The sequence below is a fragment of the Nocardioides humilatus genome (genome assembly GCF_008373755.1).
Taxonomy (GTDB): Bacteria; Actinomycetota; Actinomycetes; order Propionibacteriales; family Nocardioidaceae; genus Nocardioides; species Nocardioides humilatus.
Window position 1 is genome coordinate 57,144 of the sequence record NZ_VUJV01000002.1, and the last position, 22,803, is coordinate 79,946.

21 protein-coding genes are annotated in these 22,803 nt (G+C 69.8%); 16 read left to right on the plus strand and 5 right to left on the minus strand.

Features of this window, described 5'->3' with window-relative positions:
* The first annotated feature begins 154 nt into the window (after positions 1-154).
* Complete coding sequence (locus tag F0U44_RS07230) at positions 155-871, plus strand: ABC transporter ATP-binding protein (protein ID WP_149727634.1); 717 nt, start codon at positions 155-157, stop codon at positions 869-871.
* The gene (locus F0U44_RS07235) at positions 846-2,327 is read left to right on the plus strand and encodes an amino acid adenylation domain-containing protein (protein ID WP_149727635.1); all 1,482 of its coding nucleotides are present in this window, start codon (positions 846-848) and stop codon (positions 2,325-2,327) included. The genes F0U44_RS07230 and F0U44_RS07235 overlap by 26 nt, the downstream gene beginning before the upstream one ends.
* On the opposite strand, the gene F0U44_RS07240 is transcribed toward F0U44_RS07235, so the two are convergent.
* Together F0U44_RS07240 and F0U44_RS07245 are read right to left on the minus strand one after the other, a co-directional pair.
* Positions 2,324-3,310: a DUF4349 domain-containing protein gene (locus tag F0U44_RS07240; RefSeq protein WP_149727636.1), complete on the minus strand. Its 987-nt coding sequence runs from the start codon at positions 3,308-3,310 to the stop codon at positions 2,324-2,326. The two genes, F0U44_RS07235 and F0U44_RS07240, sit on opposite strands and share 4 nt — an antisense overlap.
* A 52-nt stretch (positions 3,311-3,362) precedes the next feature.
* Positions 3,363-4,697 (minus strand): aminotransferase class I/II-fold pyridoxal phosphate-dependent enzyme, encoded by a 1,335-nt coding sequence (locus tag F0U44_RS07245; protein WP_149727637.1) that lies wholly within the window; start codon positions 4,695-4,697, stop codon positions 3,363-3,365.
* 98 nt (positions 4,698-4,795) lie between these two features.
* Between F0U44_RS07245 and F0U44_RS07250 the strand changes: the two genes are divergently transcribed.
* From F0U44_RS07250 to F0U44_RS07300, 11 genes are read left to right on the plus strand one after another with little or no spacing between them, the layout of a single operon-like run.
* The gene (locus F0U44_RS07250; RefSeq protein ID WP_149727638.1) at positions 4,796-5,644 is read left to right on the plus strand and encodes a nitrilase-related carbon-nitrogen hydrolase; all 849 of its coding nucleotides are present in this window, start codon (positions 4,796-4,798) and stop codon (positions 5,642-5,644) included.
* Between the two features lie 10 nt (positions 5,645-5,654).
* Positions 5,655-7,082, plus strand: a complete 1,428-nt coding sequence (gene hydA, locus F0U44_RS07255; protein WP_149727639.1) for a dihydropyrimidinase — start codon at positions 5,655-5,657, stop codon at positions 7,080-7,082.
* 11 nt (positions 7,083-7,093) lie between these two features.
* Positions 7,094-8,116: a TIGR03842 family LLM class F420-dependent oxidoreductase gene (locus F0U44_RS07260; RefSeq protein ID WP_149727640.1), complete on the plus strand. Its 1,023-nt coding sequence runs from the start codon at positions 7,094-7,096 to the stop codon at positions 8,114-8,116.
* Positions 8,117-8,120: 4 nt separating this feature from the next.
* Positions 8,121-9,002: an ABC transporter permease gene (locus tag F0U44_RS07265; protein ID WP_149727641.1), complete on the plus strand. Its 882-nt coding sequence runs from the start codon at positions 8,121-8,123 to the stop codon at positions 9,000-9,002.
* Positions 8,999-9,829 (plus strand): ABC transporter ATP-binding protein, encoded by an 831-nt coding sequence (locus tag F0U44_RS07270; RefSeq protein WP_149727642.1) that lies wholly within the window; start codon positions 8,999-9,001, stop codon positions 9,827-9,829. Before F0U44_RS07265 ends, F0U44_RS07270 begins: the two co-directional genes overlap by 4 nt.
* The gene (locus F0U44_RS07275; RefSeq protein WP_149727643.1) at positions 9,830-10,645 is read left to right on the plus strand and encodes an ABC transporter permease; all 816 of its coding nucleotides are present in this window, start codon (positions 9,830-9,832) and stop codon (positions 10,643-10,645) included. It begins immediately after the preceding gene.
* Between the two features lie 13 nt (positions 10,646-10,658).
* The gene (locus F0U44_RS07280) at positions 10,659-11,855 is read left to right on the plus strand and encodes an ABC transporter substrate-binding protein (RefSeq protein ID WP_149727644.1); all 1,197 of its coding nucleotides are present in this window, start codon (positions 10,659-10,661) and stop codon (positions 11,853-11,855) included.
* A 2-nt stretch (positions 11,856-11,857) separates the two neighbouring features.
* Positions 11,858-13,171 (plus strand): aspartate aminotransferase family protein, encoded by a 1,314-nt coding sequence (locus F0U44_RS07285; protein WP_149727645.1) that lies wholly within the window; start codon positions 11,858-11,860, stop codon positions 13,169-13,171.
* Positions 13,171-14,670, plus strand: a complete 1,500-nt coding sequence (locus F0U44_RS07290; protein ID WP_188113376.1) for a CoA-acylating methylmalonate-semialdehyde dehydrogenase — start codon at positions 13,171-13,173, stop codon at positions 14,668-14,670. The genes F0U44_RS07285 and F0U44_RS07290 overlap by 1 nt, the downstream gene beginning before the upstream one ends.
* 58 nt (positions 14,671-14,728) lie before the next feature.
* On the plus strand, positions 14,729-15,427 hold the full coding sequence (locus F0U44_RS07295; protein WP_149727646.1) for a hypothetical protein: 699 nt from the start codon (positions 14,729-14,731) through the stop codon (positions 15,425-15,427).
* An 18-nt stretch (positions 15,428-15,445) separates the two neighbouring features.
* A complete protein-coding gene (locus F0U44_RS07300; RefSeq protein WP_149727647.1) occupies positions 15,446-16,522 on the plus strand; it encodes a VanZ family protein in 1,077 nt (358 codons plus the stop codon).
* Here the strand turns inward: F0U44_RS07300 and F0U44_RS07305 are convergent.
* From F0U44_RS07305 to F0U44_RS07315, 3 genes are all read right to left on the minus strand, one after another.
* A complete protein-coding gene (locus F0U44_RS07305) occupies positions 16,476-17,381 on the minus strand; it encodes a hypothetical protein (protein WP_149727648.1) in 906 nt (301 codons plus the stop codon). The genes F0U44_RS07300 and F0U44_RS07305 overlap by 47 nt on opposite strands.
* Before the next feature lie 14 nt (positions 17,382-17,395).
* Positions 17,396-18,304 (minus strand): hypothetical protein, encoded by a 909-nt coding sequence (locus F0U44_RS07310; protein ID WP_149727649.1) that lies wholly within the window; start codon positions 18,302-18,304, stop codon positions 17,396-17,398.
* Between the two features lie 124 nt (positions 18,305-18,428).
* Positions 18,429-19,028, minus strand: coding sequence for a TetR/AcrR family transcriptional regulator (locus tag F0U44_RS07315; RefSeq protein ID WP_149727650.1), 600 nt, complete (start codon positions 19,026-19,028; stop codon positions 18,429-18,431).
* 78 nt (positions 19,029-19,106) lie between these two features.
* On the opposite strand from F0U44_RS07315, the gene F0U44_RS07320 reads away from it, so the two are divergent.
* Genes F0U44_RS07320 through F0U44_RS07330 form a run of 3 tightly spaced genes read left to right on the plus strand, consistent with a single transcriptional unit; the run spans position 19,107 to position 22,776 of the window.
* Positions 19,107-20,003: an SDR family NAD(P)-dependent oxidoreductase gene (locus F0U44_RS07320; protein ID WP_149727651.1), complete on the plus strand. Its 897-nt coding sequence runs from the start codon at positions 19,107-19,109 to the stop codon at positions 20,001-20,003.
* Entirely contained in the window at positions 20,000-21,604 is a 1,605-nt protein-coding gene (locus tag F0U44_RS07325) for an AMP-binding protein (protein ID WP_246160354.1), read from the plus strand. Before F0U44_RS07320 ends, F0U44_RS07325 begins: the two co-directional genes overlap by 4 nt.
* The gene (locus F0U44_RS07330) at positions 21,601-22,776 is read left to right on the plus strand and encodes a lipase family protein (RefSeq protein WP_223163609.1); all 1,176 of its coding nucleotides are present in this window, start codon (positions 21,601-21,603) and stop codon (positions 22,774-22,776) included. The genes F0U44_RS07325 and F0U44_RS07330 overlap by 4 nt, the downstream gene beginning before the upstream one ends.
* The last annotated feature ends 27 nt before the right edge of the window (positions 22,777-22,803 follow it).

Below are 22,803 nucleotides of genomic sequence, written 5' to 3' on the forward strand. Positions count from 1 at the left end.
GCACCGGGGATTCCTGCACTTATCGGGGTTTGCAACGGCCGAGAAGTGACAGGTTTCCCCGCCCCGTGTGACACGTGGTGCCGATGTGATGCCCGAACGGCTCGAGTCCGAGTGATTCGCCCCGGGCGCTCCATCCGCGCGGCACCATGGACCGGTGACGGGGAGGGAGGCCCCAGCGATCACGGTCGCTGGGCTACGCGTGCAATTCGGGGCGGTCGAGGCTGTCTCTGGTGTCGACCTGACGGTGGGAGCCGGTCAGGCCGTCGGGCTGCTCGGGCGCAACGGCGCGGGGAAGTCGACGACGATGCGGGTGCTGGCCGGTGTCGTGCCGCCCACCAGCGGCCGGGTCGAGGTGTGCGGGCGTGACGTCCGCACCGAGCCGATCGAGGTCAAGCGCCTCGTCGGCTACTGCCCCGACGTCGGCGGACTCGTGCCGCGAGCGACGCCGTGGGAGCACCTCCAGCTGTCGGCGCGGTTGCGGCGGCTCACCGACTGGGAGCCACAGGCGCGCGACCTGCTCGAGCGGTTCGGGCTCGGCGACGTCGCCCACCGGGTGACGGCCGGCTTCAGCCACGGCATGTCCCGGCGGCTGTCGGTCGTCCTCGCTGCCCTCCATGAGCCCGCGGTGCTGCTCCTCGACGAACCCTTCGACGGCGTCGACCCGACCGGCGTGGAGGCCACGATGGACGTCGTCGACGACGCGCGGGCGCGCGGTGCCGCCGTACTGATCTCGACGCACCTGCGCGACCTCGCGGTCCAGGCGTGCAGCGAGGTCAGCGTGCTGCGCGGCGGCGCCCGGGTGGCGACGGTGGAAGCGGCGGCGATGGCGGGCGAGGAGGGAGCACGTGCCTACCGCGCCCTCCTCGGCTGAGTGGCGGTCGGCCGTCGCCGACCTGCGGCACCTGCTGTGGTTCCGCGCGCGGACCTCCCGACGCCGCACCGCTCGGATCGCGATCGCCACCATCGGCGTGGTCACCGCCGCCGCCGTGATCGCTCCTGCCTGGTGGCCGGACCGCGACGCCGCGGCGGTTGCGCGCGTCGAAGGGCTCGTGCCCGCGTACCTCCTCGCGATCGTCGCGCTCTGCATCGGCTCCGCGGTGGCGTCGGGCGGCGGGCGGGAGGTGCTGGCGCGGGACGCGGCGGCGGTCCACCCGGTCGGACCGTTCACCGACCACCTCGGCGCGCTGGTCCTCGCCCCGCTGAGCGCGGCCTGGTTGCTGCAGACCTGGTGCCTCCTGGGTGCGACCGCCTGGGTGGCCGGCCCCCACCCGCTGGCGCTGGTGCTCGCCGAGGCCGTCGCGTTGCTCTGGGTCGGGTGCGCGACGGCGCTCGGCCAGGTGGTCGGGTGGTGGGTCGAGTGGCTGCGTCGTGGGACGCGCGGCGTCGTCGTAGTGCGAGCGTTCATGGCGGCAGCGGCGCTGGTCGTCGGTGGGTCAGTGACGTTGGCGCGGGACGCGATCGGACAGCTGGGCGGCCTCCCGCACCCGCTGCCCGTGCTCGCCGTGCTGCTCGTGGCTCTCGTCGCGCTGGTGATCCTCGGCGGTCACGCAGCCCGGCTCGCGGCGCGGCGCCCGCCTCGTGACGAGGCCCATCTCGAGTCCCGCTCCTACCCGGCTCGCCGTGCGGCGCGATCCGACCTCAGGGCGTTCGTGCGGCTCGACCGTGGGTCGGTCTGGCGCAGCGTCCCGGTGCGGCGCGGCGTCGGCTTCCTGACGATCGCTCCTGGACTGGTGGCGCTCGCGCACCCGCTGCCCTGGGACACGTTGGTCGTGCTGCCGGGACTCGTGGTCTCCGGCTGCGTGCTCCTCTTCGGCGTCAACATCTGGGCGCTCGACGGGCGCGGGATGCTGTGGCGAGAGACCTTCCCGGTCGCGCCGTCGGTGCCTCTGCTCGCCCGCGGCTGGGTGCTCGCCGAGCTGCTGCTCGGGGCTGGTGTCCTGACGATCCTGCTCGGATCTATCCGGGCCGAGCGACCGACCGCGGCCTACCTGGTGGCCGCCGCGGCGGCTCTGGTCGTCGTGACCGGGCAGGCACTCAGCGGCGGGCTGCGCTGGTCGGCACGGGCACCGCAGGCGGTCGACTACCGCTCGGCTCGCGCCACGCCGGCGCCCCCGCTGACGATGGTCGGCTACTCGGTCCGACTGGCCCTCGCCACCACCTCGACCACCATGGTGCTGGGTGCGCTCGCTGGCCTCGGTCGGACGGACCTCGTGGTCGCGCTCTCGGTGATCCTGGTGGCCGTCTCGGCCACGCGGTTGGTCATGGTCGAGCGCCGCTGGGCGGATCCCCAGCGGCGCTCGCGTGTGGTGGCCGCGGTCTCCGCCTAGGGGGCGACGACGTCGATGTCGTCGCTGCGGCGGAAGCGGCGGATCAGGATGAAGAGCGGGCCGCCGACGACCAGGAACAGGCCGGCGAAGGGGAGCACCCGACCCGACAGGGTCGCGACGTCGGTGGCGAAGGACTGGAAGGCGTTCCAGCCGTCCTCGAGGCCCGCGAAGAAGCCGGCCTCCTCGGGCTCCTTCTTCTTGTCCTTCTTCTCCTTCGGCTCCGGCGGCGGGAGCGCGATGTTCACGGTGATCGTGGACATCGAGGTCTGGTTGGTCAGGTAGTTGAGCCGGCGCTCGAGCGACTCGAGGTCGGCCTGCCGGCGCGAGACCTGCGACTCGATGCGGATGATGTCGCTGATCGACTGGGCGCGGTCGAAGAGCGCCTCCACCCGGAGGAGGCTGAGCCTCTGCGCCCGGATCCGGACCTTGGTGTCGATGACCTCGGTGGTCACGTCCTCCTTGCCGGTGTTGGACGACTTGAGGTCGGCCACCGCCTGCAGGTCGGTGAAGGCCTTGTCGAAGGAGTCGACCGGGATCCGGAGCAGCAGGCGGGCCGTGGAGATGTCGCCGTCCTTGTTGGTGGTCGCCTCCTGCTCGGTCACCTCACCGAAGTAGTGGTCGACGACCTCCCGCACGCCGCTCACCGCGACCTGCACGTCGTCGGCCTCCAGGGACACGTTGCCCTTGGCGATCAACTTGCGACTGTCGCTCTCGAGCTCGGGTCGCCGGGCGACGCTCTTGAGCATGTCCGCGCTGCCGTCCATCGCGGCCTCGCCGTAGGCCTCATTGGCGCTGCGATCCGCCATGTCGCGGTCACTCGTCGCCTCGGGCGCGTCGGCCGCTTGGTCCATCGACGTCTCGTTGAACTTGTCGCTCGACGCCTTGTCGTCATCACCCCCAGAGGCCGCGCACCCCGACGCAGCGAGGAGTACGGCGACCAGCGCCATCAGGGACCGAGACGGACGTCGAGTTGCGAGCCTCATGCTCGTTACGACGGGGGCGGGTCCGGATCGGTTCCCCTGCCGATCTCGGGGCCTACTCCGCAGCCGCCGCAGCGGCGAGCGCCACGGCCAGGTCGGCGGCGTCGTCGGGGGCGACGAGCCCGCTGGTCACCCGCACGAACCCGGCCTCGCCGGAGGCCGCGAACGGCGTGCCCCCCGCGACCCGGATGCCCGAGGCCGACAGCGACACCTGGGCCGCTCGCTCGTCGGCGACGGGCAGCCACAGGTTGATCCCGTCGGGCGCGGCCAGGTCGATCCCGTGGTGGCCGAGGGCGTCGACCAGGGTGCGCTGCCGGGCGAGGTACTGCCGCCGGGCATCGCTGACCTCGTCGAGCGACTGAGCTGCGGTGAGGAGGTCGAGCAGGATCGTCTGGAGCATCCGCGAGGTCCACGCGGGCCCGAGCATCCGGCGCGCCACGATCCGGTCGACCAGTGCGGAGGGCCCGCCCAGCGCTGCGATCCGGAGGTCGGGGCCGTGCGACTTGGAGTAGGACCGCAGGTGCACGACGCGGTCGGGCAGCCAGCTGCCGAGGCTGACGTCGGGAGCGCCCGAGATGCCGGAGGAGTGGTCGTCCTCGATCAGCCACGGGACCTCCGACGGGTGCCGCTTGAGCACCCTGACGAGCTGCTGGGCGCGTGCGGAGGTCATGACGACGCCGGTGGGGTTGTGGGCGCGCGGCTGGAGGACGACGGCGACGGGAGCCGTGTCGAGTGCGGACCTCAGCGACTCGGGGGTGATGCCCGATGCGTCGAGGGTGACGGGCACGACCTCGGCCCCGACCGCCTCGACGAGGTCGAAGAACGGAGGGAAGCCCGGGGACTCCAGCACCACGCGGTCGCCGTACGACACCACTTGCTCGAGGGTCCGCATGATGCCGTCGGTCGCGCCGTCGACGACGGTGATCGACTCGGCCGGGTAGGGCCACGACTCGGCCAGCACGTCGTGGAGGGCGGGCAGCACCGGCTCGTCCTGGTAGGCGAGGACGCCGGCTCGCTGCGAGACCCGGTGCAGGGCCGGCCCGAGGTCGGGCAGCAGCGCAGGGTCAGGCGTGCCGCGCGACAGGTCGAGCGGCAGGCCGTCGGGGAGGCCCCCGACCAGGTCGCGCTGTCGGGGCGAGAGCCACCCCGAGGACGCGTCACTGACGAACGTCCCGGCCCGACCGCGAGCCACGACCAGACCCGTACGGCGCAGTGCCTGCCATGCGGCGGAGACGGTCGCGGGGGAGACCCCGAGCTCGGCGGCGACGTCACGGACGGTGGGCAACCGCTCGCCCGGAGCGAGGTCTCCGGCCCGGATGGCGCGGCTCAGCGCGCCCGCGATCCCGCGGGGCGTCGTGTCCTCCAGACCGGAGAGATCTGCCAGTTGCATGGTGCAAAACCTTGACAACGCCGTTTTCAGAGCGAAATGTTCATCTCGGACGATAACAGAACTGCAAGACCCTTTCCGACCCCCTGCGGAGGTGGACCTTGACCGTTGTACGAGCCGCTATCAGCCAGACCACGTGGACCGGCGACAAGGAATCGATGCTCGACAAGCACGAGCAGTTCGCGCGAGACGCGGCCGCGCAGGGCGCGCAGGTGATGTCCTTCCAGGAGCTCTTCTACGGGCCCTACTTCGGCATCACCCAGGACCAGAAGTACTACCGCTATGCCGAGCAGGCCGACGGCCCGATCGTGCAGCGCTTCGCGGCACTCGCGAAGGAGCTCGGCATCGTGCTGATCCTCCCGATCTACGAGGAGGAGCAGACCGGCGTCTACTACAACACCACGGTGACGGTCGACGCCGACGGCACGATCCTCGGGAAGTACCGCAAGCACCACATCCCGCACCTCGACCGGTTCTGGGAGAAGTTCTACTTCCGTCCCGGCAACCTCGGCTACCCGGTGTTCGACACCGCGGTCGGCAAGGTCGGCACCTACATCTGCTACGACCGGCACTTCCCCGAGGGCTGGCGCGAGCTCGGCCTCAACGGCGCCCACATCGTCTTCAACCCCAACGCCACCAAGCCCGGGCTCAGCAACCGGCTGTGGGAGGTCGAGGGTCCGTGCGCGGCAGTCGCCAACGGCTACTTCGTGCTGCAGCCCAACCGGGTCGGTCGCGAGGACAACGAGTACGGCGAGCTGGCGGTCGACTTCTACGGCACCAGCCAGGTCATCGACCCGCGGGGCAACTTCGTCGGCGAGCGCGGCTCGGGCGAGAAGGAGGAGGTGCTGGTCCGCGACCTCGACATGGACATGGTCCAGCAGATGCGCGACGACTGGCAGTTCTACCGCGACCGCCGGCCCGACTCCTACACGATGACCGCTCGGCCGTAAGGGGGCAGCGATGACCATCCTCATCAAGGGCGGCACTGTCGTCAGCTCCACCGGTCGCACCGAGGCCGATGTGCTCGTCGACGGCGAGCGGATCGTCGCCGTCGTGGCGCCGGGCAGCGACCTGGCGGCGGGCATCACTGCGGACAAGGTGATCGACGCGACGGGGAAGTACGTCATCCCCGGCGGCATCGACGCCCACACCCATATGCAGCTGCCGTTCGGCGGCACGGAGGCCAGCGACACGTTCGAGACCGGCACCATCGCGGCCGCGTGGGGCGGCACCACCTCGATCATCGACTTCGCCGTGCAGAAGACGGGCGAGCGCGTCGAGGACGGGCTGTCGGCCTGGCACGAGAAGGCGCGCGGCAACTGCGCGGTCGACTACGGCTTCCACCAGATCATCGGCGGGGTCGACGAGCAGTCGCTCAAGGCGATGGAGACGCTGGTCGACGAGGGCATCACGTCCTACAAGATGTTCATGGCCTACCCGGGCGTCTTCTACGCGACCGACGACCAGATCCTCCGGGCGATGCAGAAGGCCCGCGAGCTCGGACTCATGACGATGATGCACGCCGAGAACGGCCCGGTCATCGACGTGCTCGCCGAGCAGCTCTACAACCAGGGCAAGACGACGCCGTACTTCCACGGCATCGCGCGGGCCTGGCAGATGGAGGAGGAGGCCACCCACCGCGCGATCATGCTGGCGCACCTCACCGACGCGCCGCTCTACGTCGTTCACGTCAGCGCCAAGCAGGCCGTCGAGCAGCTCGCAGCCGCTCGCGACCGCGGCCAGAACGTCTTCGGCGAGACCTGTCCGCAGTACCTCTACCTCTCCCTTGAGGAGCAGCTCGGCGCGACCGGCGATCCGACCTGGGGTGACTTCGAGGGCGCCAAGTGGGTCTGCTCGACGCCGTTGCGCTCGCGGGCCGAGGGCCACCAGGACGCCATGTGGCAAGGGCTGCGCACCAACGACCTGCAGATGGTGTCGACCGACCACTGCCCCTTCTGCATGAAGGACCAGAAGGAGCTGGGGCGCGGCGACTTCCGCGCGATCCCCAACGGCATCGGCTCGATCGAGCACCGGATGGACCTGCTCTACCAAGGCGTCGTGACCGGCCAGATCTCCCTGGAGCGCTGGGTCGAGCTCACCTCCACCACGCCGGCGCGGATGTTCGGCCTCTACGGCAAGAAGGGCGTCATCCAGCCCGGCGCTGACGCCGACATCGTCGTCTACGACCCCAACGGTCACACCTCCATCGGGGTCGGCAAGACCCACCACATGGCGATGGACCACTCCGCCTGGGAGGGCTACGAGATCGACGGTCACGTCGACGTCGTGATCAGTCGGGGGTCGGTGGTCGTCTCCGACGGAGCGTTCCACGGGCGCGCCGGTCACGGGCAGTACCTCAAGCGCGGCCTGACGCAGTACCTCGTCTGAAAGGGAGCCAGATGGACTTCGGAGTAGTGCTGCAGACCAACCCGCCCGCGTGGCGGACGGTGGCGCTGGCCAAGGAGGCCGAGGAGCACGGGTTCGACTACGTGTGGACCTTCGACTCCCACCTGCTGTGGCAGGAGCCCTACGTCATCTACAGCCAGATCCTTGCGGAGACGCGGCGGATCATCGTGGGGCCGATGGTGACCAACCCGGCGACGCGCGACTGGACGGTGACAGCGTCGGTCTTCGCGACCCTCAACGAGATGTACGGCAACCGCACCGTCGTCGGGATCGGCCGTGGTGACTCGGCCGTGCGGACGCTCAACGGCAAGCCGAGCACCCTCCAGGAGGTCCGTGACGCCACCCACGTGATCCGCGAGCTCGGCAACTGTCGTGCGGTGGAGCACATGGGCTCGACGATCCGGTTCCCCTGGGCGCGGACCTCGGCGCTCGAGGTGTGGATCGCGGCTTATGGGCCGCTCGCGCTGAAGACCGCGGGCGAGGCCGGCGACGGCTTCATCCTGCAGCTCGCCGACGTCGACGTCGCGAAGTGGATGATCGCCCAGGTGCGCGACGCGGCCGAGAAGGCCGGGCGCGACCCGGACGCGCTGACGTTCTGCGTGGCGGCGCCGGCCTACGTCGGGTCGGAGGACCAGATCGACCACATGCGGTCGCAAACCCGGTGGTTCGGCGGCATGGTCGGCAACCACATCGCCGACATCGTCGCGAAGTACGGCGAGGGTGCTGACTTCCCGAAGGTCCTCGTCGACTACATCAAGGGCCGCACCGGCTACGACTACAACACCCACGGCAAGGCCGACAACGACCACGTCGACTTCGTCCCCGACGAGATCGTCGACCGGTTCTGCATCCTCGGCACCCCCGAGCAGCACGTCGCCAAGCTCGAGGAGCTGAAGGCGATCGGCGTCGACCAGTTCTGCATCTACCTCCAGCACGACAACAAGGAGGAGACGATGCGGGTCTACGGCGAGTCGATCATGCCCCGCCTCCGCGACCACGTGACCGCGAAGGCCTAGCACCTTGGCGCAGATCTGGGACCGGTTCCAGGCCGCCATCCTGGGCCTCCTCGGGGTGGCCACGGTGGTCGTGACCTGGGACCTCTACAAGGCGTTCGGGCCGGCCGAGGGGGTGCTCGTCGGCGACACCCGGGTGCTGCCGCGCACCACCGAGCGGGCGATGCCGCACTCGTGGGACATGCTGCAGCGCCTGGGCGAGCCGGTCTCGGCGCTGCCTGATGCGCCCGACGCGGTCCGGGCCGTGTGGGACGCGAGCATGTTCTCCCTCGGTCTGGCCGCGCGCGGCTGGGTGATCGGCGTGGTCATCGGGCTCCTCCTCGCGTTGGCGATGAGCGGCTTCCGGATCGTCGAGTCGGCACTGCTGCCGTGGGTGATCCTGAGCCAGACCGTGCCGCTCATCGCGATCGCGCCGCTGGTGCGCCGATGGGGTTCGGAGCTGCAGATCGGCGGCCACGTGTGGAGCAGCGAGGACTCCGTCGCCGTGATCGCCGCCTACCTGGCCTTCTTCCCGGTCGCGGTCGGAGCCCTGCGCGGCCTGAAGTCGCCGGACAAGACTCACCTGGAGCTGATGCGCGCCTACGGCATCGGCTGGTGGCGCACCCTGGTCACCCTGCGGCTGCCGTCGTCGGTGCCCTACCTGCTGCCGGCGCTGCGTCTGGCCGCCGCCAGCGCCGTCATCGGGGCGGTCGTCGCCGAGGTGTCGATCGGCCTGAAGGGCGGGCTGGGCCGGATGGTCATCGACTACGCGGTCGCTGCGTCTGGTGACCCGGCCAAGCCCTGGGCGCCCATCTTCGGCGCGATCGGGATCGGCCTGGTCGCCGCCGGCGCCGTCGGCCTCCTCGGGCTGGCGCTGCGTCCCTTCCGACTGACGGGGGTCTCGCGATGAACCAGCACGCCAGTCAGCACGCGATCGCCGTCGCCGGTGTCCGGCGCGTCTTCGGCAAGGGCCGCAAGCAGGTGATCGCCCTCGAGGACGTGGACCTCGTCGTCGGCGCGGGTGAGTTCGTCTCTCTCATCGGGCCGAGCGGTTGTGGCAAGAGCACCCTGCTGCGGCTCGTCGCCGACCTCGACACCGCGACCGCTGGGACGTTGGAGATCTTCGGCAAGCCCGCCCGTCGGGCGCGGCTCGACCAGGACTACGGCATCGCCTTCCAGCAGGCGGGCCTGCTGCCGTGGCGCACGGTCGCGGGCAACGTCGAGCTGCCGCTCAAGCTGCACGGGGTCGCCTCGGCCCAGCGCAAGGCCCGGGTCGCCGAGCTGCTCGACCTGGTCGGTCTCTCCGACTTCGCCAAGAACCATCCCGACCAGCTGTCCGGTGGCATGCAGCAGCGGGTGGCGATCGCGCGCGCGCTGGCCGAGAGCCCGCGTCTGCTGCTGATGGACGAGCCGTTCGGCGCACTCGACGAGATCACCCGCGAGCGGATGCAGAACGAGCTCGTGCGGATCTGCGCCGAGACCGGTGCCGCGGTCCTGTTCGTGACGCACTCGATCCCCGAGGCGGTGTTCCTCTCCGACCGTGTGGTCGTGATGTCACCGCGCCCTGGCCGGATCACCGGTGTCGTCGACGTGCGGGCTGACGGACTGGCCGGCGCGCACGACCGCACGGAGCGGGCCCGCGACGAGGAAGGCTTCTTCCGCGCGGTCGCCGAGGTGCGTGGCCTCCTCCACGGTGCGCCGGTCGCGACCGTCGCCGCCGACGGGCTGGAGAAGTAGATGGTCACGATCGATCCCGTCGCACCGCGTGGTGGCCGACCCCGGCTCCCGATCGCGGAGGTCCGGTGGAGCACCGTGCTGGCACCCGTGCTGCTGGGCGTGATCGTCGTGGTGGCCTGGGAGACGTTCGTCGACCAGGCCGACATCAAGCCGTTCATCCTCCCGGCGCCGAGCGCGATCTGGGACCAGGTCACCGCCAACCGCGAGAGCATCGTGTCGGGTGCGCGAGTCACGGGCGGCAACGCGCTGTGGGGCATGCTCGGAGGCGCGCTGCTGGGCGTGGTCGGTGCGGCTGTGGCCGGCACCTTCCGGTTCGTCGACCAGATGGCGGCGCCGGTGGTGGCTGCGCTGGCGGTCATCCCGATCGTGGCGCTCGCGCCCGTCCTCTACTCGATGTTCGGTGCGGCGGTGAACAGCGGCCGCATCATCGTCGCGGGCATCTCCGTGGCGATCCCCGTCTACCTCAACACCCTGCGGGGGATCCGCCAGGTGCGCGCGGTCCACCGCGACCTGATGACCGCCTACGCCGCGAGCCCGCTGCAGCGGATCCGGGCGGTCACGCTGCCGACCGCGACGCCGTACGTCTTCACGGGGCTGCGCATCGCCTCGTCGCTCGCGGTGATCGCGGCCCTCATCGCCGAATACTTCGGCGGACCGATCGGCGGCCTCGGCAAGTCGATCACCTCGTCCGCGGCGAGCAGCAACTACCCGCTCGCCTGGGCCTACGTGACCGGCGCGATCGGTCTCGGACTGTTGTTCTACGTCGTCACCCTCCTGGCCGAGCTCTGGTTCTCGCGCCACCAACCAGCCCCCTGAGAAGGAGAAGCACATGAGCATGACACTGAAGCTGGGCACCAAGCTGGGCGCGGTCGCGGCGGTCCTCGCCGTCGTCGCGACCGGATGCTCCGACGACGACGGCGGCGGGTCGAAGTCCGAGGTCGACGTCAAGACGAGCGAGGACTGCGCGACCCGCACCGAGGAGGCGCGCGACGCGGGCGACCTCAAGGAGGTCAAGCTCCAGCTGCAGTGGGTCTCCCAGGCGCAGTTCGCCGGCTACTACGCCGGGGTCGCGCAGTGTTACTACGTCGACGAGGGTCTCGACGTGAAGATCGTCGAGGGCGGCGTCGACATCGTCCCGCAGGACGTGCTCGCCTCCGGTGACGTCGACTACGCGATCTCCTGGGTGCCGAAGGTGCTCGGCTCGATCGAGCAGGGCGCCGGCATCACCGACGTCGCGCAGATCTTCGAGCGCAGTGCGACGACGCAGATCTCCTTCAAGGGCAAGGACATCGGTGCGCCCGCCGACCTCAAGGGCGCCAACGTGGGCAGCTGGGGCTTCGGCAACGAGTGGGAGCTCTTCGCCGGCATGCAGTCGGCCGGCGTACAGCTCGAGGACATCAACCTGGTCCAGCAGGCGTTCGACATGAACGCCTTCCTCGCCGGCGACATCGACGCCGCGCAGGCGATGACCTACAACGAGTACGCCCAGGTCCTGGAGTCGGTCAACCCCGACACCGGTGAGCTCTACACGCCCGACGACCTCAACGTCATCAACTGGAACGACGTCGGCACCGCGATGCTGCAGGACGCCATCTGGGCCACGACCGACAAGCTGTCCGACCCCGACTACGAGGCGCAGACCGTGGCGTTCATCAAGGCGTCGATCAAGGGCTGGGCGTTCGTCCGCGACAACCCGGAGGACGCGGCCGAGATCGTGGCGGCCTCGGGGTCCGAGCTCGGCCAGAGCCACCAGCTGTGGATGACCAACGAGATCAACAAGCTCATCTGGCCCTCGACCAACGGCGTGGGCATTATCGACCAGGCCGCGTGGGACCAGACGGTCGACATCGCGCTCAACACCAAGAACGAGACCGGCGCGACGATCATCACCGAGGCGCCGCCGGAGTCGGCCTTCACCAACGAATACGTCGAGCAGGCGCTCGCGGAGCTCGAGGACGAGGGCGTCGACACCCTCGGTGCGGACTACCAGCCGATCGAGGTCACGCTCGAGGAGGGTGGCAAGTAGTGATGGACGACCTCGACGCTCGCACCAGCGAGCTCGATCGGGCCCACGTGTTCCACTCGTGGTCGGCACAAGGGGCGCTCTCCTTGTTGCCGATCGCGGGTGGCCAGGGCTGCACCGTGTGGGACCACAGCGGGCGGACGTACCTCGACTTCTCCAGCCAGCTGGTCAACGTCAACATCGGCCACCAGCACCCTGCCGTCATCGCGGGGATCCGGGAGCAGGCCGCCGTCCTCGCCACGATCGGACCGGCGACCGGCAACCTCACCCGGGCCGAGGCGGCGCAGCGGATCGCGGCCCGGGCGCCCGGCGGCTTCAACAAGGTGTTCTTCACCAACGGTGGCGCCGACGCCAACGAGAACGCGATCCGGATGGCTCGGCTCCACACCGGACGCGACAAGGTCGTGTCGACCTATCGCAGCTATCACGGCAACACCGGTGGCGCGATCGTGGCGACCGGTGACTGGCGGCGGGTGCCCAACGAGTACTCCCGCGGTCACGTCCACATCTTCGGCCCCTACCTCTACCGCTCGGAGTTCTGGGCGACCACGCCGGAGGAGGAGTGCGAGCGCGCGCTGCACCACTTGCGCCGGGTGATCCAGGCCGAAGGCCCCGAGTCGGTCGCGGCGATCCTGCTCGAGACGATCCCGGGCACCGCGGGGATCATGGTCCCGCCGCCCGGCTACCTGTCGGGGGTGCGCGAGATCGCCGACCAGTACGGCGTCGTGCTGATCCTCGACGAGGTGATGGCCGGCTTCGGGCGCACCGGGGAGTGGTTCGCGTTCGACGCGTTCGACGTGAAACCAGACCTGATCACCTTCGCCAAGGGCGTCAACTCCGGCTACGTGCCGGTCGGTGGCGTCGTCATCAGCGACGAGATCGCCCGCACCTTCGACGACCGGGTCTTCCCCGGTGGGTTGACCTACAGCGGGCACCCTCTCGCCGCAGCGTCCATCGTGGCGTCCATCGACGCGATGGAGAGCGAGGGCATCATCGCCCACGCGAAGAAGATCGGCACCGACGTCATCGAGCCGGGTCTCCGTGCTCTCGAGGCCGACCACCCCGTCATCGGCGAGGTCCGCGGCACCGGAGTCTTCTGGGCGCTCGAGCTGGTCGCCGATCGGGCGACCCGCGAGCCGCTGCCGGCGGCCCTGATGGGCAAGGCGAAGGCCGAGCTGGTCGCGCGCGGCCTGCTGCCCTTCATCGCCGACAACCGCATCCATGTCGTGCCGCCCTGCGTGGTCACCGCCGACGAGGTGGCGACCGCGCTCACGGCCTACGACGAAGTCCTCACCCTGCTCGACAAGGAAGTCTCCTGATGTCCACTCTCCCCGTCCTCGACCACTGGATCGCCGGCACGGCCGACCCGGGCACCTCCGATCGCACCGGTCCGGTCTACGACCCCGCGCTCGGCGAGGTCTCCAAGCACGTCCGCTACGGCTCTGCGGCCGACGTCGACCGTGCCGTCGGCGTGGCCAAGGCCGCCTTCGACAGCTGGGGCGGGGCCTCGATCGCGAAGCGGTCGCAGGTGCTCTTCGGGTTCCGTGAGCTGCTCAACCAGCGCAAGGACGAGCTGGCGGCGATCCTCACCTCCGAGCACGGCAAGGTGCTCAGCGACGCCGCCGGTGAGGTGGCTCGCGGCCTCGAGGTCGTGGAGTTCGCGTGCGGCATGCCGCACCTGTCGAAGGGCGCGTTCTCCCAGAACGTCTCGACCGATGTCGACGTCTACTCCGTCAAGGAGCCGATCGGGGTCGTCGGGATCATCAGCCCGTTCAACTTCCCGGCGATGGTGCCGATGTGGTTCTTCCCGATCGCGATCGCGATGGGCAACACGGTCGTGCTCAAGCCGAGCGAGAAGGATCCGAGCGTCGCCAACTGGATGGCCGCCCTCCTCAAGGAGGCTGGCCTCCCTGACGGTGTCTTCAACGTCGTGCACGGCGACAAGGAGGCGGTCGACGCCCTCCTGACCCACCCCGACGTCGCCTCGATCTCCTTCGTCGGGTCGACTCCGATCGCCAAGTACGTCTACGAGACCGGCACCGCGCACGGCAAGCGCGTGCAGGCCCTCGGCGGAGCGAAGAACCACATGCTGGTGCTGCCCGACGCCGACCTCGACCTGGTCGCGGACTCGGCGGTCAACGCCGGCTTCGGCTCCGCCGGCGAGCGCTGCATGGCGATCTCGGTGCTGCTCGCCGTCGAGCCCGTGGCCGACGAGCTGATCGAGAAGATCCGCGATCGGATGGGCAAGCTCGTCACCGGGGACGGCCGGGGATCCTGCGACATGGGGCCGCTGATCACCCGCGAGCACCGCGACAAGGTCGCCGGCTACCTCGACGTCGCTGCCACCGACGGTGCGACCGTGGTGGTCGACGGTCGCGACGGCGAGTTCGACGGTGCGGCCAACGGCTTCTGGCTCGGGCCCACCCTGATCGACCGGGTGCCCACGACCTCGGCCGTCTACAACGACGAGATCTTCGGGCCGGTGCTGTCGGTGGTGCGTGTCGCTACCTATGCCGAAGGCGTCGAGCTGATCAACTCCGGTCCCTACGGCAACGGGACCGCGATCTTCACCAACGACGGGGGCGCTGCCCGCCGCTTCCAGCGCGAGGTCGAGGTCGGGATGGTCGGCATCAACGTGCCGATCCCGGTGCCGGTGGCCTACCACTCCTTCGGCGGCTACAAGGCGTCGATCTTCGGCGACGCGAAGGCCTACGGCCCCCAGGGCGTCGAGTTCTTCACCCGGGAGAAGGCGATCACCAGCCGCTGGCTCGACCCGTCGCACGGAGGCATCAACCTGGGGTTCCCGCAGAACTCTTGACTCGCCACCTCCGGCAAGTCTCGGAAAGTGGGGCGGGGGTCGCAGTACCTTGCCACTCGTGACCCCCCTCCGCTTCCGTCGTACGTCGGCCCTGCGCGCCGGCTCTGCCCTGGCCGCCACGGCGCTCGTCGTCGCGACGGCTGCTCCCGCGTCCGCGGTGCCCGTCGAGGGCAACGTCGCCGCGAGCACGTCCGCGTCGGTGTCCGGCGGCTGTGACGTCGAGACCGGTCCCAACGCGCAGTCCGTGGTGTTCACCAACAAGACCGGCCCGCGCACCGCGCAGGTCGACAGCGACTACCACGCCTTCAACGGCGACAACGCCGCCGCGTCCGGCCACAGCGACGTCGAGACGACGGCGTCGGGGTCGGTGAAGGACCGTGCGTTCAAGCGTGTCGACGTGGAGTCGACGGCTGTGATCAGCATGACCAACGGGTCCGACGTCGGCTGCGCCCTCGAGATGGACACCCGGTCCGAGACCGAGGTGGAGCTCAAGGTCCGCAGCCGCGGCGGCAAGATCAAGATCGCCTGGGCGAGCAACACGGGTGATCTCGCGGTGGTCAGCGTCACCGGTCCGTCCGGCACGCTCCTCAGCAAGAACCCGACGCGCGCCGAGGGCTCCTACCTCGTCAAGGTGCCCCCCGGTCGCTACACGTTGACGAGCATCTTCCTCGTCGCCGCCAGCGAGGGCGACGTCAACGTCGGCCACACCAAGACGACGATCGGCTTCTACACGCTGCGCGCGACCTACGTGAAGTAGCGCCCCTAGCCTGGGCCCATGTCGGACCAGGCGACGAACGCACTGATCGCGACCGGTCTCGGGACCGTCGTCGCGGTGGTGCTGCTCATCCCGGTCGCGGCCTACGAATACCGGCGTGACGGAAAGCTCGGCCCCGGTGACCTCGCGATCCTGCTGTCGGGTGCGGTCTACGGCCTCGCGCTGTGGACCTACACCCTGCTGCCGATGCCGGCCGGCGACAGCTACCAGTGTGTCGGGCGGCAGACCGAGCCACTGGCGACGATCCGGGCGATCGGCTTCCGCGACAGCGACGGTCTGGTCGGGCTGGTGCGGGACCCGGCGTTCTTGCAGGTCGCCCTCAACGTGCTGCTGTTCGTGCCGCTCGGCTTCTACGTCCGCAAGATCCTCGGGCGGGGCGTGGTGGTCGCGACCGTGCTGGGACTCGGTTTCTCCCTGCTGATCGAGACCACCCAGACGACCGGTGTGTGGCACCTCTTCGACTGTGCCTACCGTAGGTTCGACGTCGACGACCTGATCATCAACACGACGGGCGCCACCGTCGGCTCGCTCCTCGCAGCCCTGGTCGTACGGCGCCGCCGCGGGGAGATCGTGCTCCCGACCTCGATCAGCTACGGGCGCCGACTGGTCGGCATGGTCTGTGACGTCCTCTTCGTGGTGCTGCTCGGCGCCGCTGTGGTGGTGGCCTACAAGGGGGCCTTCCATTACGGCTTGGCGTCGTCGTACGCCGACATCGGACCCGACCTCCGCACGTGGCTCCAGTGGGGTGTGCCCGCAGTGGTCGAGGCCGCGATGGTCCTCCTGGCCGGCCGGACGGTGGGCGAGCTGGTCGTCGACGTGCGGGCGGTGGCGCGTCGAAGGTCGCTCGCTCCCATCTCGCGGTTGCTCAAGCTGGTCGTCGGCGTCGGACCGCTCCTCGGGCTGGGCGCGCTCACGCCGTCATGGAGCACGTGGGCGTTCGTGGGCTATGCCGTGGTGACCGTCGCGGCCGCGGCGCTCACCACGGAGCACCGAGGCCTCAGTCACCTCCTCGCCGGGATGGATCTGGAGATCACGCCGCGGCGGCGACGACGTGGGCTACCACCGGCCCGGTCGTGAAGCCGCTGTCCTCGAAGCTCCAGTACTGGGCGCAGGCGCCTGTCGTGGTCCGCTTCACGGTGAACTTGAGGTCCTTCTTCGCGCCGGGCGCGAGGACCGCCGTGGTGTAGGTCCCGGCGAACACCAGCGCGGTGATGTCCGTCGAGCCGTCCTTGACCACGAAGGAGTAGGCGGTGCAGGAGCCGAAGTCCGTACCGAACAATCCGATCGACGCGGGCATCGTCCCGTTGTTCTTCAGTCGCAGGGAGAACTTGGCCGTGCTCCCGACCTTCAGGGGATTTGCCGTCTCGTACTGGTAGCCGTTGTAGGAACCGCCGACGTAGGGCTGGGTGCCGGTCTTGAGGAAGATGTCCTTGCTGGTGTTGCCGGCCTGGTAGGTCGCGTAGGACCAGAGCTCGTTGGCGGCGAGGACCGCGTTGGTCTCGGGATTGCGGACCGACACCTCGGTGATGTGCGTCCCCTGGGGGAGGGCGTTGGCGAGGGTGATCTTGACCTTGAAGACCGCCGAGTCGCCGGCATCGATCGGGGGCGTGTAGTAGGTGTTGCGCAGCACCCTCGACCCCTGCAGGAGGGTCGCCGTTGTCGTGAGAGGGTCTTGGGCCGCGACGACGATCTTGTATTGCTCGGCCTCTGAGCCGTTGTTGACCACCTTTATCCCGAAAGTCCTTCCGGTGGAAGGTCCAGGGACGACGCCCTGGTTGAGGTAGTAGTTGCCGGTGTAGGTCGAGCCCGAGATGTTGCCCAGGAGGATCGCGGACGGTGCGGCCTGCGCCGGGGCTGCGGCGACGAGGGTGCCGATCGCGGCGAGCGCCGCGATGGTCGAACCGATGATCGAGCGGCGGATGAGTGTGGTGCGCATAGTGATCTCTTTCCTTACGCGGCGATGACGACGTGGGCGGCCGAGCCGATGTTGCCGTCGGGACCGAATGCTTCGAAGAAGAAGTAGTCCGACGTGCAGCCGGGGTCGTCGTCAGTGACCAGCTTGATGCTGACCTTGAGCTGCTTCTTCTCGCCCGGGTCGAGGGCACCGGTGGAGTAGACACCGGCCGCGACCGCAGCCGAGAAGTCCTTGGCGCCCTGCTTCACGGTGACGACGAAGTTCTCCTCGCACAGGAAGCCCGGAAAGCCCTGGAGTGTGAGCGTCGCGGGGGTGATGCCGTTGTTCTGGAGCCGGATCGTGAACTTCGCGGTCTGGCCCTCCCTGATGGCCGCCGCGGTCTCGAACTGGGCGGCCGAGCCGCCGACGTAAGGCTGCGATCCGGTCTTGAGGAAGAGGTCGTGCTGCGTCGTGCCGGTCTGGTAAGTGGCATTGGCATCGGCGAAGGCACTGTCGAGCAGGTCGTGCGTCGCGGGGTCCCTGAGCTCGAACTTGGCGATGTACTCGTCCTGCGGCTCCTCGGCGTCGATGGTGATCTTGAGGGTGAGCACGATGCTCGCGCCCGCCTCGACCGGGGGGGTGGTGAACGGGGTCGACACGGGCTTGTTGCGGTTGAAGAGGGTCGCGGTGAAGCCTGAGCCGAACGTCGCGACGGTGACCTCGAACTGCTGGCTCACCAAGCCGGTGTTGACGATCTTGAAGGACCAGGGCTTGCTGGCCTTGCCCGGGATCACCCCCATGTTGACGCCGTTGTTGTCGGTGTAGGCCGAGCCGGATCCCTTCATGAGAACGACTCCGCTCGCCGCGGCATGGGCGGGCGCGATGCTGGCCGTGACGGTAGCTACCGAGCAGACGACGGTCGCCACCACGAGTGCGGCGAACCTGTTGATGCGACGAACGAACATGGCACTCACCCCATGAGGACGCGCGCCGCCGGGAGCAGGCGGCGCTCACCACTCAGGTTGGCGGCTCGCGACCGTCTCCGGTACCTCCCAATGGACTAATTGCGAGTCAAATTCCCTGGAGGTCTCAGGAGGCCAGCAGGCCCAGTGACCGCAGCACGTCGCGCAGCGGCTTGAGCTCGCGTTCGGCTGTCACCGACGGGTCGATGGTCCGTCGTACGGCGACGCCGTAGGCCACGTTGAGCAGAGCCCCGGCGACGGCTCGGGCCGGCACGAACGCGGCGAACGCCGGCGGCACGAGCTGGGCGAGCGTCGTCGCGAACTGGTCGATGGCGGCGTCGTGGCGCTGCGCCTCCTGGGCGACCAAGTCGGGGTCCGTACGGGCGTCGAGGGCGAACTCGAGCTCGAGGCGCGCCCACCCTGAGTCGAAGGCCGACTCGGCCCAGGCCTCGATGGCGTCGATCTTGGCGCCCAAGGGATCCTCGCCCGTCATCGCGGTCGCGAGCACCGCGGCCTGCTCGGCCTGGATCGCCCGGAGCACCTGCACCGCGAGCTCGGACTTGCCCGCGAAGTTGGAGTAGACGACGCCGGTGGAGAAGCCCGCTTCCTCGGCGATCGCGGCCAGCGACGTCGCCTGGTAGCCGTCGCGCAGGAACAGCCGACGGGCCGCTGCCATGACCTGATCGCGGTTGCGGGTCTGACTCTCCGTGCGGGTGAGGCGCGCCATGCGGGCAGTCTACCTATTGACGTCATCCAGATAACGTGATTATCTGAAGTCGCATCGCCCCCTTCCCAAGGAGCTGTCATGGCCTCGCGCCTCACCCAGGCCCGCAACCGGGTCGTCGACCGGATGGTCAACGCCCCGCGCGACACCGACGAGCGAGCCCTGCGCCGTGCGGTCGCCGGCAAGACCGTGCTCGTGACCGGTGCCTCGTTCGGTCTCGGTGAGGCGACTGCGCGGACCCTCGCGCGCCACGGCGCGATCGTGCTGGCCGTTGCCCGCACGGCCGAGCGTCTCGACGAGCTGGTCGCCGCGATCGAGGCCGAGGGAGGAAAGGCCTACGCCTATCCCGCCGACCTCAGCGACTTCGACTCCATCGGCCCGCTGGCGGACAAGATGATCGCCGAGCACGGCGGCATCGACATCGTCATCAACAACGCCGGCAAGTCGATGCGGCGCTCGCTCGACCTGCAGTACGACCGCTTCCACGACTTCACCCGCATGGTCAACGTCAACTACCTCGGGCCGGTGCGCCTGCTGCTCGCCGTACTCCCGCACATGCGGGAGCGGGGGAGCGGGCAGATCGTCAACGTGTCGACCATCGGCGTGCGGATCCCGCCGGGCCCGCGGTGGGGCGTCTACCAGTCCACCAAGGGCGCATTCGACATCTGGCTGCGCTCCATCGCGCCCGAGATCAAGGTCGACGGGATCGACGTCTCGACGATCTACATGACCCTGATCTACACGCGGATGAGCGCCCCGACACCGAGCATGCGCAAGCTGCCCGGGATGTCAGCGAAGGAGGCATCCGGCCTCGTGACCCGCGCGATCATCGGCCGCGAGCGCGAGATCACGCCGTGGTGGGTCACCCCGGCCCAGGCGACCGACGCGGTTGCGCGAGGTGCTGTCACGTGGGGGATGGGCATCTTGCACCGCAACTCGAGCGACACGGCCAGCGCTCGCGGCGAGGCGGTCCGGTGAGGCTGCTCAACGACGCGTGGACCGGAGTCGCTGCCGGGGCGGTGCTCGCGCGCAACGGGATGCTACGACCCCTGTCGCCCGCGAAGGCTGCGCGCGCGGCGTCGCGCGCCGTGAGGTGGGGAGCATCGCCCGCCACGATGGTCGGTCTCTCGGCCGTCCGCTGGCCCGACCGGGTCGCGGTGGTCGACGACGCGGGATCGATCACCTACGCCGAGCTGGAGCAACGGGCCGACGTCCTGGCCCGGCACCTCGCTGCCCACCACGGCATCAAGCCGGGTGACGGCGTCGCACTCATGTGCCGCAACCACCGGGGTCTGGTCGAGGGCATCATGGCGGCCGGACGGTTGGGCGCCGACGTCCTCTTCGTCAACACCGAGCTCCCCGTCCAGCAGCTCACGCCCACGCTCGAGCGGCACCGGCCTGCGGTCGTGGTGCACGACGAGGAGTTCGCCTCGCGGCTCGCAGAAGCGGCGCCGGTGGTCCCGACCGTGCAGGTGTGGGCAGGCGACGATCCGACCGACGTCCCCGACGCCGACGTCAGGCTGGGGCGGGTCGGCAAGGCCGGCAGCCTGATCCTGCTGACGTCCGGAACGACGGGTGCACCGAAGGGGGTGCCGCGCCAGCCACACCCGACGGCCATGCTCGGCCTGACCGCCAGCGCGATGCACCGGCTCGGGATCCGAGCCGGCGACACGATGATGGTGTGCCCGCCGGCCTTCCACGGGCTGGGGCTGCTGACGCTGATGCTCGGGCTCGGCGCCGGCAACACGCTCGTGCTGCACCGGCGCTTCGACGCCGCTCGGGTCGCGGTGGCGATCGAGGAGCACCGGGTCGACGGCCTCGTCGTGGTGCCGACGATGCTCCAGCGGCTGCTCGACCTCCCCGACCTCGCTCGCCACACCGGCAGCCTCCGCGGCGTCCTGTCCGGCGGCGCCAAGCTCAGCCCGGTCATCGCAAACGACTTCATGGACGTCGTGGGCGACGTGCTCTTCGACGGCTACGGGTCCTCCGAGATCGGCATCGTCACCCTGGCGACACCGGCCGACCTGCGCAGCGCGCCGGGCACCCTGGGTCGCCCCACGATGGGCACCCGGATCCTGATCCTGGACGAGACGGGTCAGCCCCTCCCCGTCGGGAAGGTGGGCGAGATCTTCATCGACAGCGCGATGACCTTCGACGGCTACACCGGTGGCGGCACCAAGGACATGCGTCACGGCCACGTCTCCAGCGGCGACCTCGGCCACCTCGATGCCCAGGGCCGACTCTTCATCGACGGCCGGGCCGACGACATGATCGTGTCCGGGGGAGAGAACGTCTTCCCGCAGCCGGTCGAGGACGTCCTGCTCGCCCACCCGGCGATCGCCGACGCGGCCGTCGTCGGCGTGCCCGACGAGACGTTCGGCCAGCGGCTGAGGGCCTTCATCGTGCTCGCCGGGGACGGCTTCGACGAGGACGACGTCCGTGAGCACCTCCGCACGCACCTGACCCGCTACGAGCAGCCGCGCGACCTGGTCGTGATCGACGAGCTGCCGCGCAACGCGACCGGCAAGGTGCTGACCAAGCAGCTCGCCGCGCGCGAGGTCGGCGAGGAGGCAGGATGATCCGGCGACTGACCGCCGTTGGCGTCGCGATGGTGGCCGTCGGCGCCACCCTGAGTGCGCCGAACTCCGGCGCTACCGTGGCTCGCCGCGCGACGGAGCGGCCCGGCGACGTGATCAGCGCGACGGCGTACACACCGCGGCTGGTCGCGGGCGTCCCGATGTCGGCGCGGGCGTGGCGGATCACCTACGTGTCCCGTACGGCGACGGGCGATCCCACCCGCGTCACCGGCTCGGTCATCGTGCCCGACGAGCCGTGGAACGGGGAGGGCGCGCGCCCGCTGCTCGGCTTCGCCGTCGGCACCCAGGGGCTCGCCGACCGGTGCGCGGCGTCGCGTCAGCTCAGGTTGGGCACGGAGTACGAGGCACCGGTCATCGCCCAGGCGATCCAGCGCGGCTGGGCGGTCGCGGTGACCGACTACCCGGGTCTCGGCACGCCGGGCGACCACACCTACGTCGTCCACCAGGCCAACGGCCGCGCGGTCCTCGACTCGATGCGCGCCGCGCGTCGGCTGCCTGCGGCGGACATCGCGGCGCATGGACCCGCCGCGATCTACGGGTTCTCGGAGGGCGGTGGCGCGGCAGGTGGAGCCATCGAGCTGCAGCCGACCTATGCGCCGGACATCCCGCTGAAGGGAGCGTTCGTCGGGGCCGCGCCGTCCGACTTCCGCGCCGTGCTCGACCACGTCGACGGCACCCCGCTGGTCTTCCTCGCCGGCTATGCAGCGGTCGGCTTCGAGCAGGCCTATCCCGGGATCGGGTTCGACCGCTACCTGACGCCGCTGGGCCGCCGCATGCTCGACAAGGTCCGCGACACCTGCATCGTCGACGCCATCGCGCTCGGGCCGACGCAACCGCACGATCTCGATGCTTACTTCACGGCCGACCCGTTCAGCATCCCCTCGATCCGTCGCAGGTTGGCGCAGAACTCGCTCGGCCACACCGCGCCGCAGACGGCCGTGCTGGTGGGAGGGGGGACCAACGACGAGGTGATCCCGCACGCTGTCGTGAAGAAGCTCTACCGCGACTACTGCAGGCTGGGAGTCAACGCGCACTTCCGCGCGGTGCCGCTGACCGAGCACCTGAGCGGAGGAGCCTTGATCTCACCCGCGGCGATGCGCTTCCTGGCTGCCCGCTTCGCCGGGGAGCGGCTACCGCGGGCAGCAGACTGCTAGGCAAGACAACTAACAGTCAGGCTTGAC

Coding starts and splice junctions, on each gene's coding strand:
- F0U44_RS07320 (WP_149727651.1), top strand. CDS start 19,107: ATGGCCTCGCGCCTCACCCAGGCCCGCAACCGGGTCGTCGACCGGATG.
- F0U44_RS07305 (WP_149727648.1), bottom strand. CDS start 17,381: ATGCGCACCACACTCATCCGCCGCTCGATCATCGGTTCGACCATCGCG.
- F0U44_RS07310 (WP_149727649.1), bottom strand. CDS start 18,304: ATGTTCGTTCGTCGCATCAACAGGTTCGCCGCACTCGTGGTGGCGACC.
- F0U44_RS07315 (WP_149727650.1), bottom strand. CDS start 19,028: ATGGCGCGCCTCACCCGCACGGAGAGTCAGACCCGCAACCGCGATCAG.
- F0U44_RS07300 (WP_149727647.1), top strand. CDS start 15,446: ATGTCGGACCAGGCGACGAACGCACTGATCGCGACCGGTCTCGGGACC.
- F0U44_RS07240 (WP_149727636.1), bottom strand. CDS start 3,310: ATGAGGCTCGCAACTCGACGTCCGTCTCGGTCCCTGATGGCGCTGGTC.
- F0U44_RS07275 (WP_149727643.1), top strand. CDS start 9,830: ATGGTCACGATCGATCCCGTCGCACCGCGTGGTGGCCGACCCCGGCTC.
- hydA (WP_149727639.1), top strand. CDS start 5,655: ATGACCATCCTCATCAAGGGCGGCACTGTCGTCAGCTCCACCGGTCGC.
- F0U44_RS07280 (WP_149727644.1), top strand. CDS start 10,659: ATGAGCATGACACTGAAGCTGGGCACCAAGCTGGGCGCGGTCGCGGCG.
- F0U44_RS07270 (WP_149727642.1), top strand. CDS start 8,999: ATGAACCAGCACGCCAGTCAGCACGCGATCGCCGTCGCCGGTGTCCGG.
- F0U44_RS07290 (WP_188113376.1), top strand. CDS start 13,171: ATGTCCACTCTCCCCGTCCTCGACCACTGGATCGCCGGCACGGCCGAC.
- F0U44_RS07330 (WP_223163609.1), top strand. CDS start 21,601: ATGATCCGGCGACTGACCGCCGTTGGCGTCGCGATGGTGGCCGTCGGC.
- F0U44_RS07245 (WP_149727637.1), bottom strand. CDS start 4,697: ATGCAACTGGCAGATCTCTCCGGTCTGGAGGACACGACGCCCCGCGGG.
- F0U44_RS07260 (WP_149727640.1), top strand. CDS start 7,094: ATGGACTTCGGAGTAGTGCTGCAGACCAACCCGCCCGCGTGGCGGACG.
- F0U44_RS07285 (WP_149727645.1), top strand. CDS start 11,858: ATGGACGACCTCGACGCTCGCACCAGCGAGCTCGATCGGGCCCACGTG.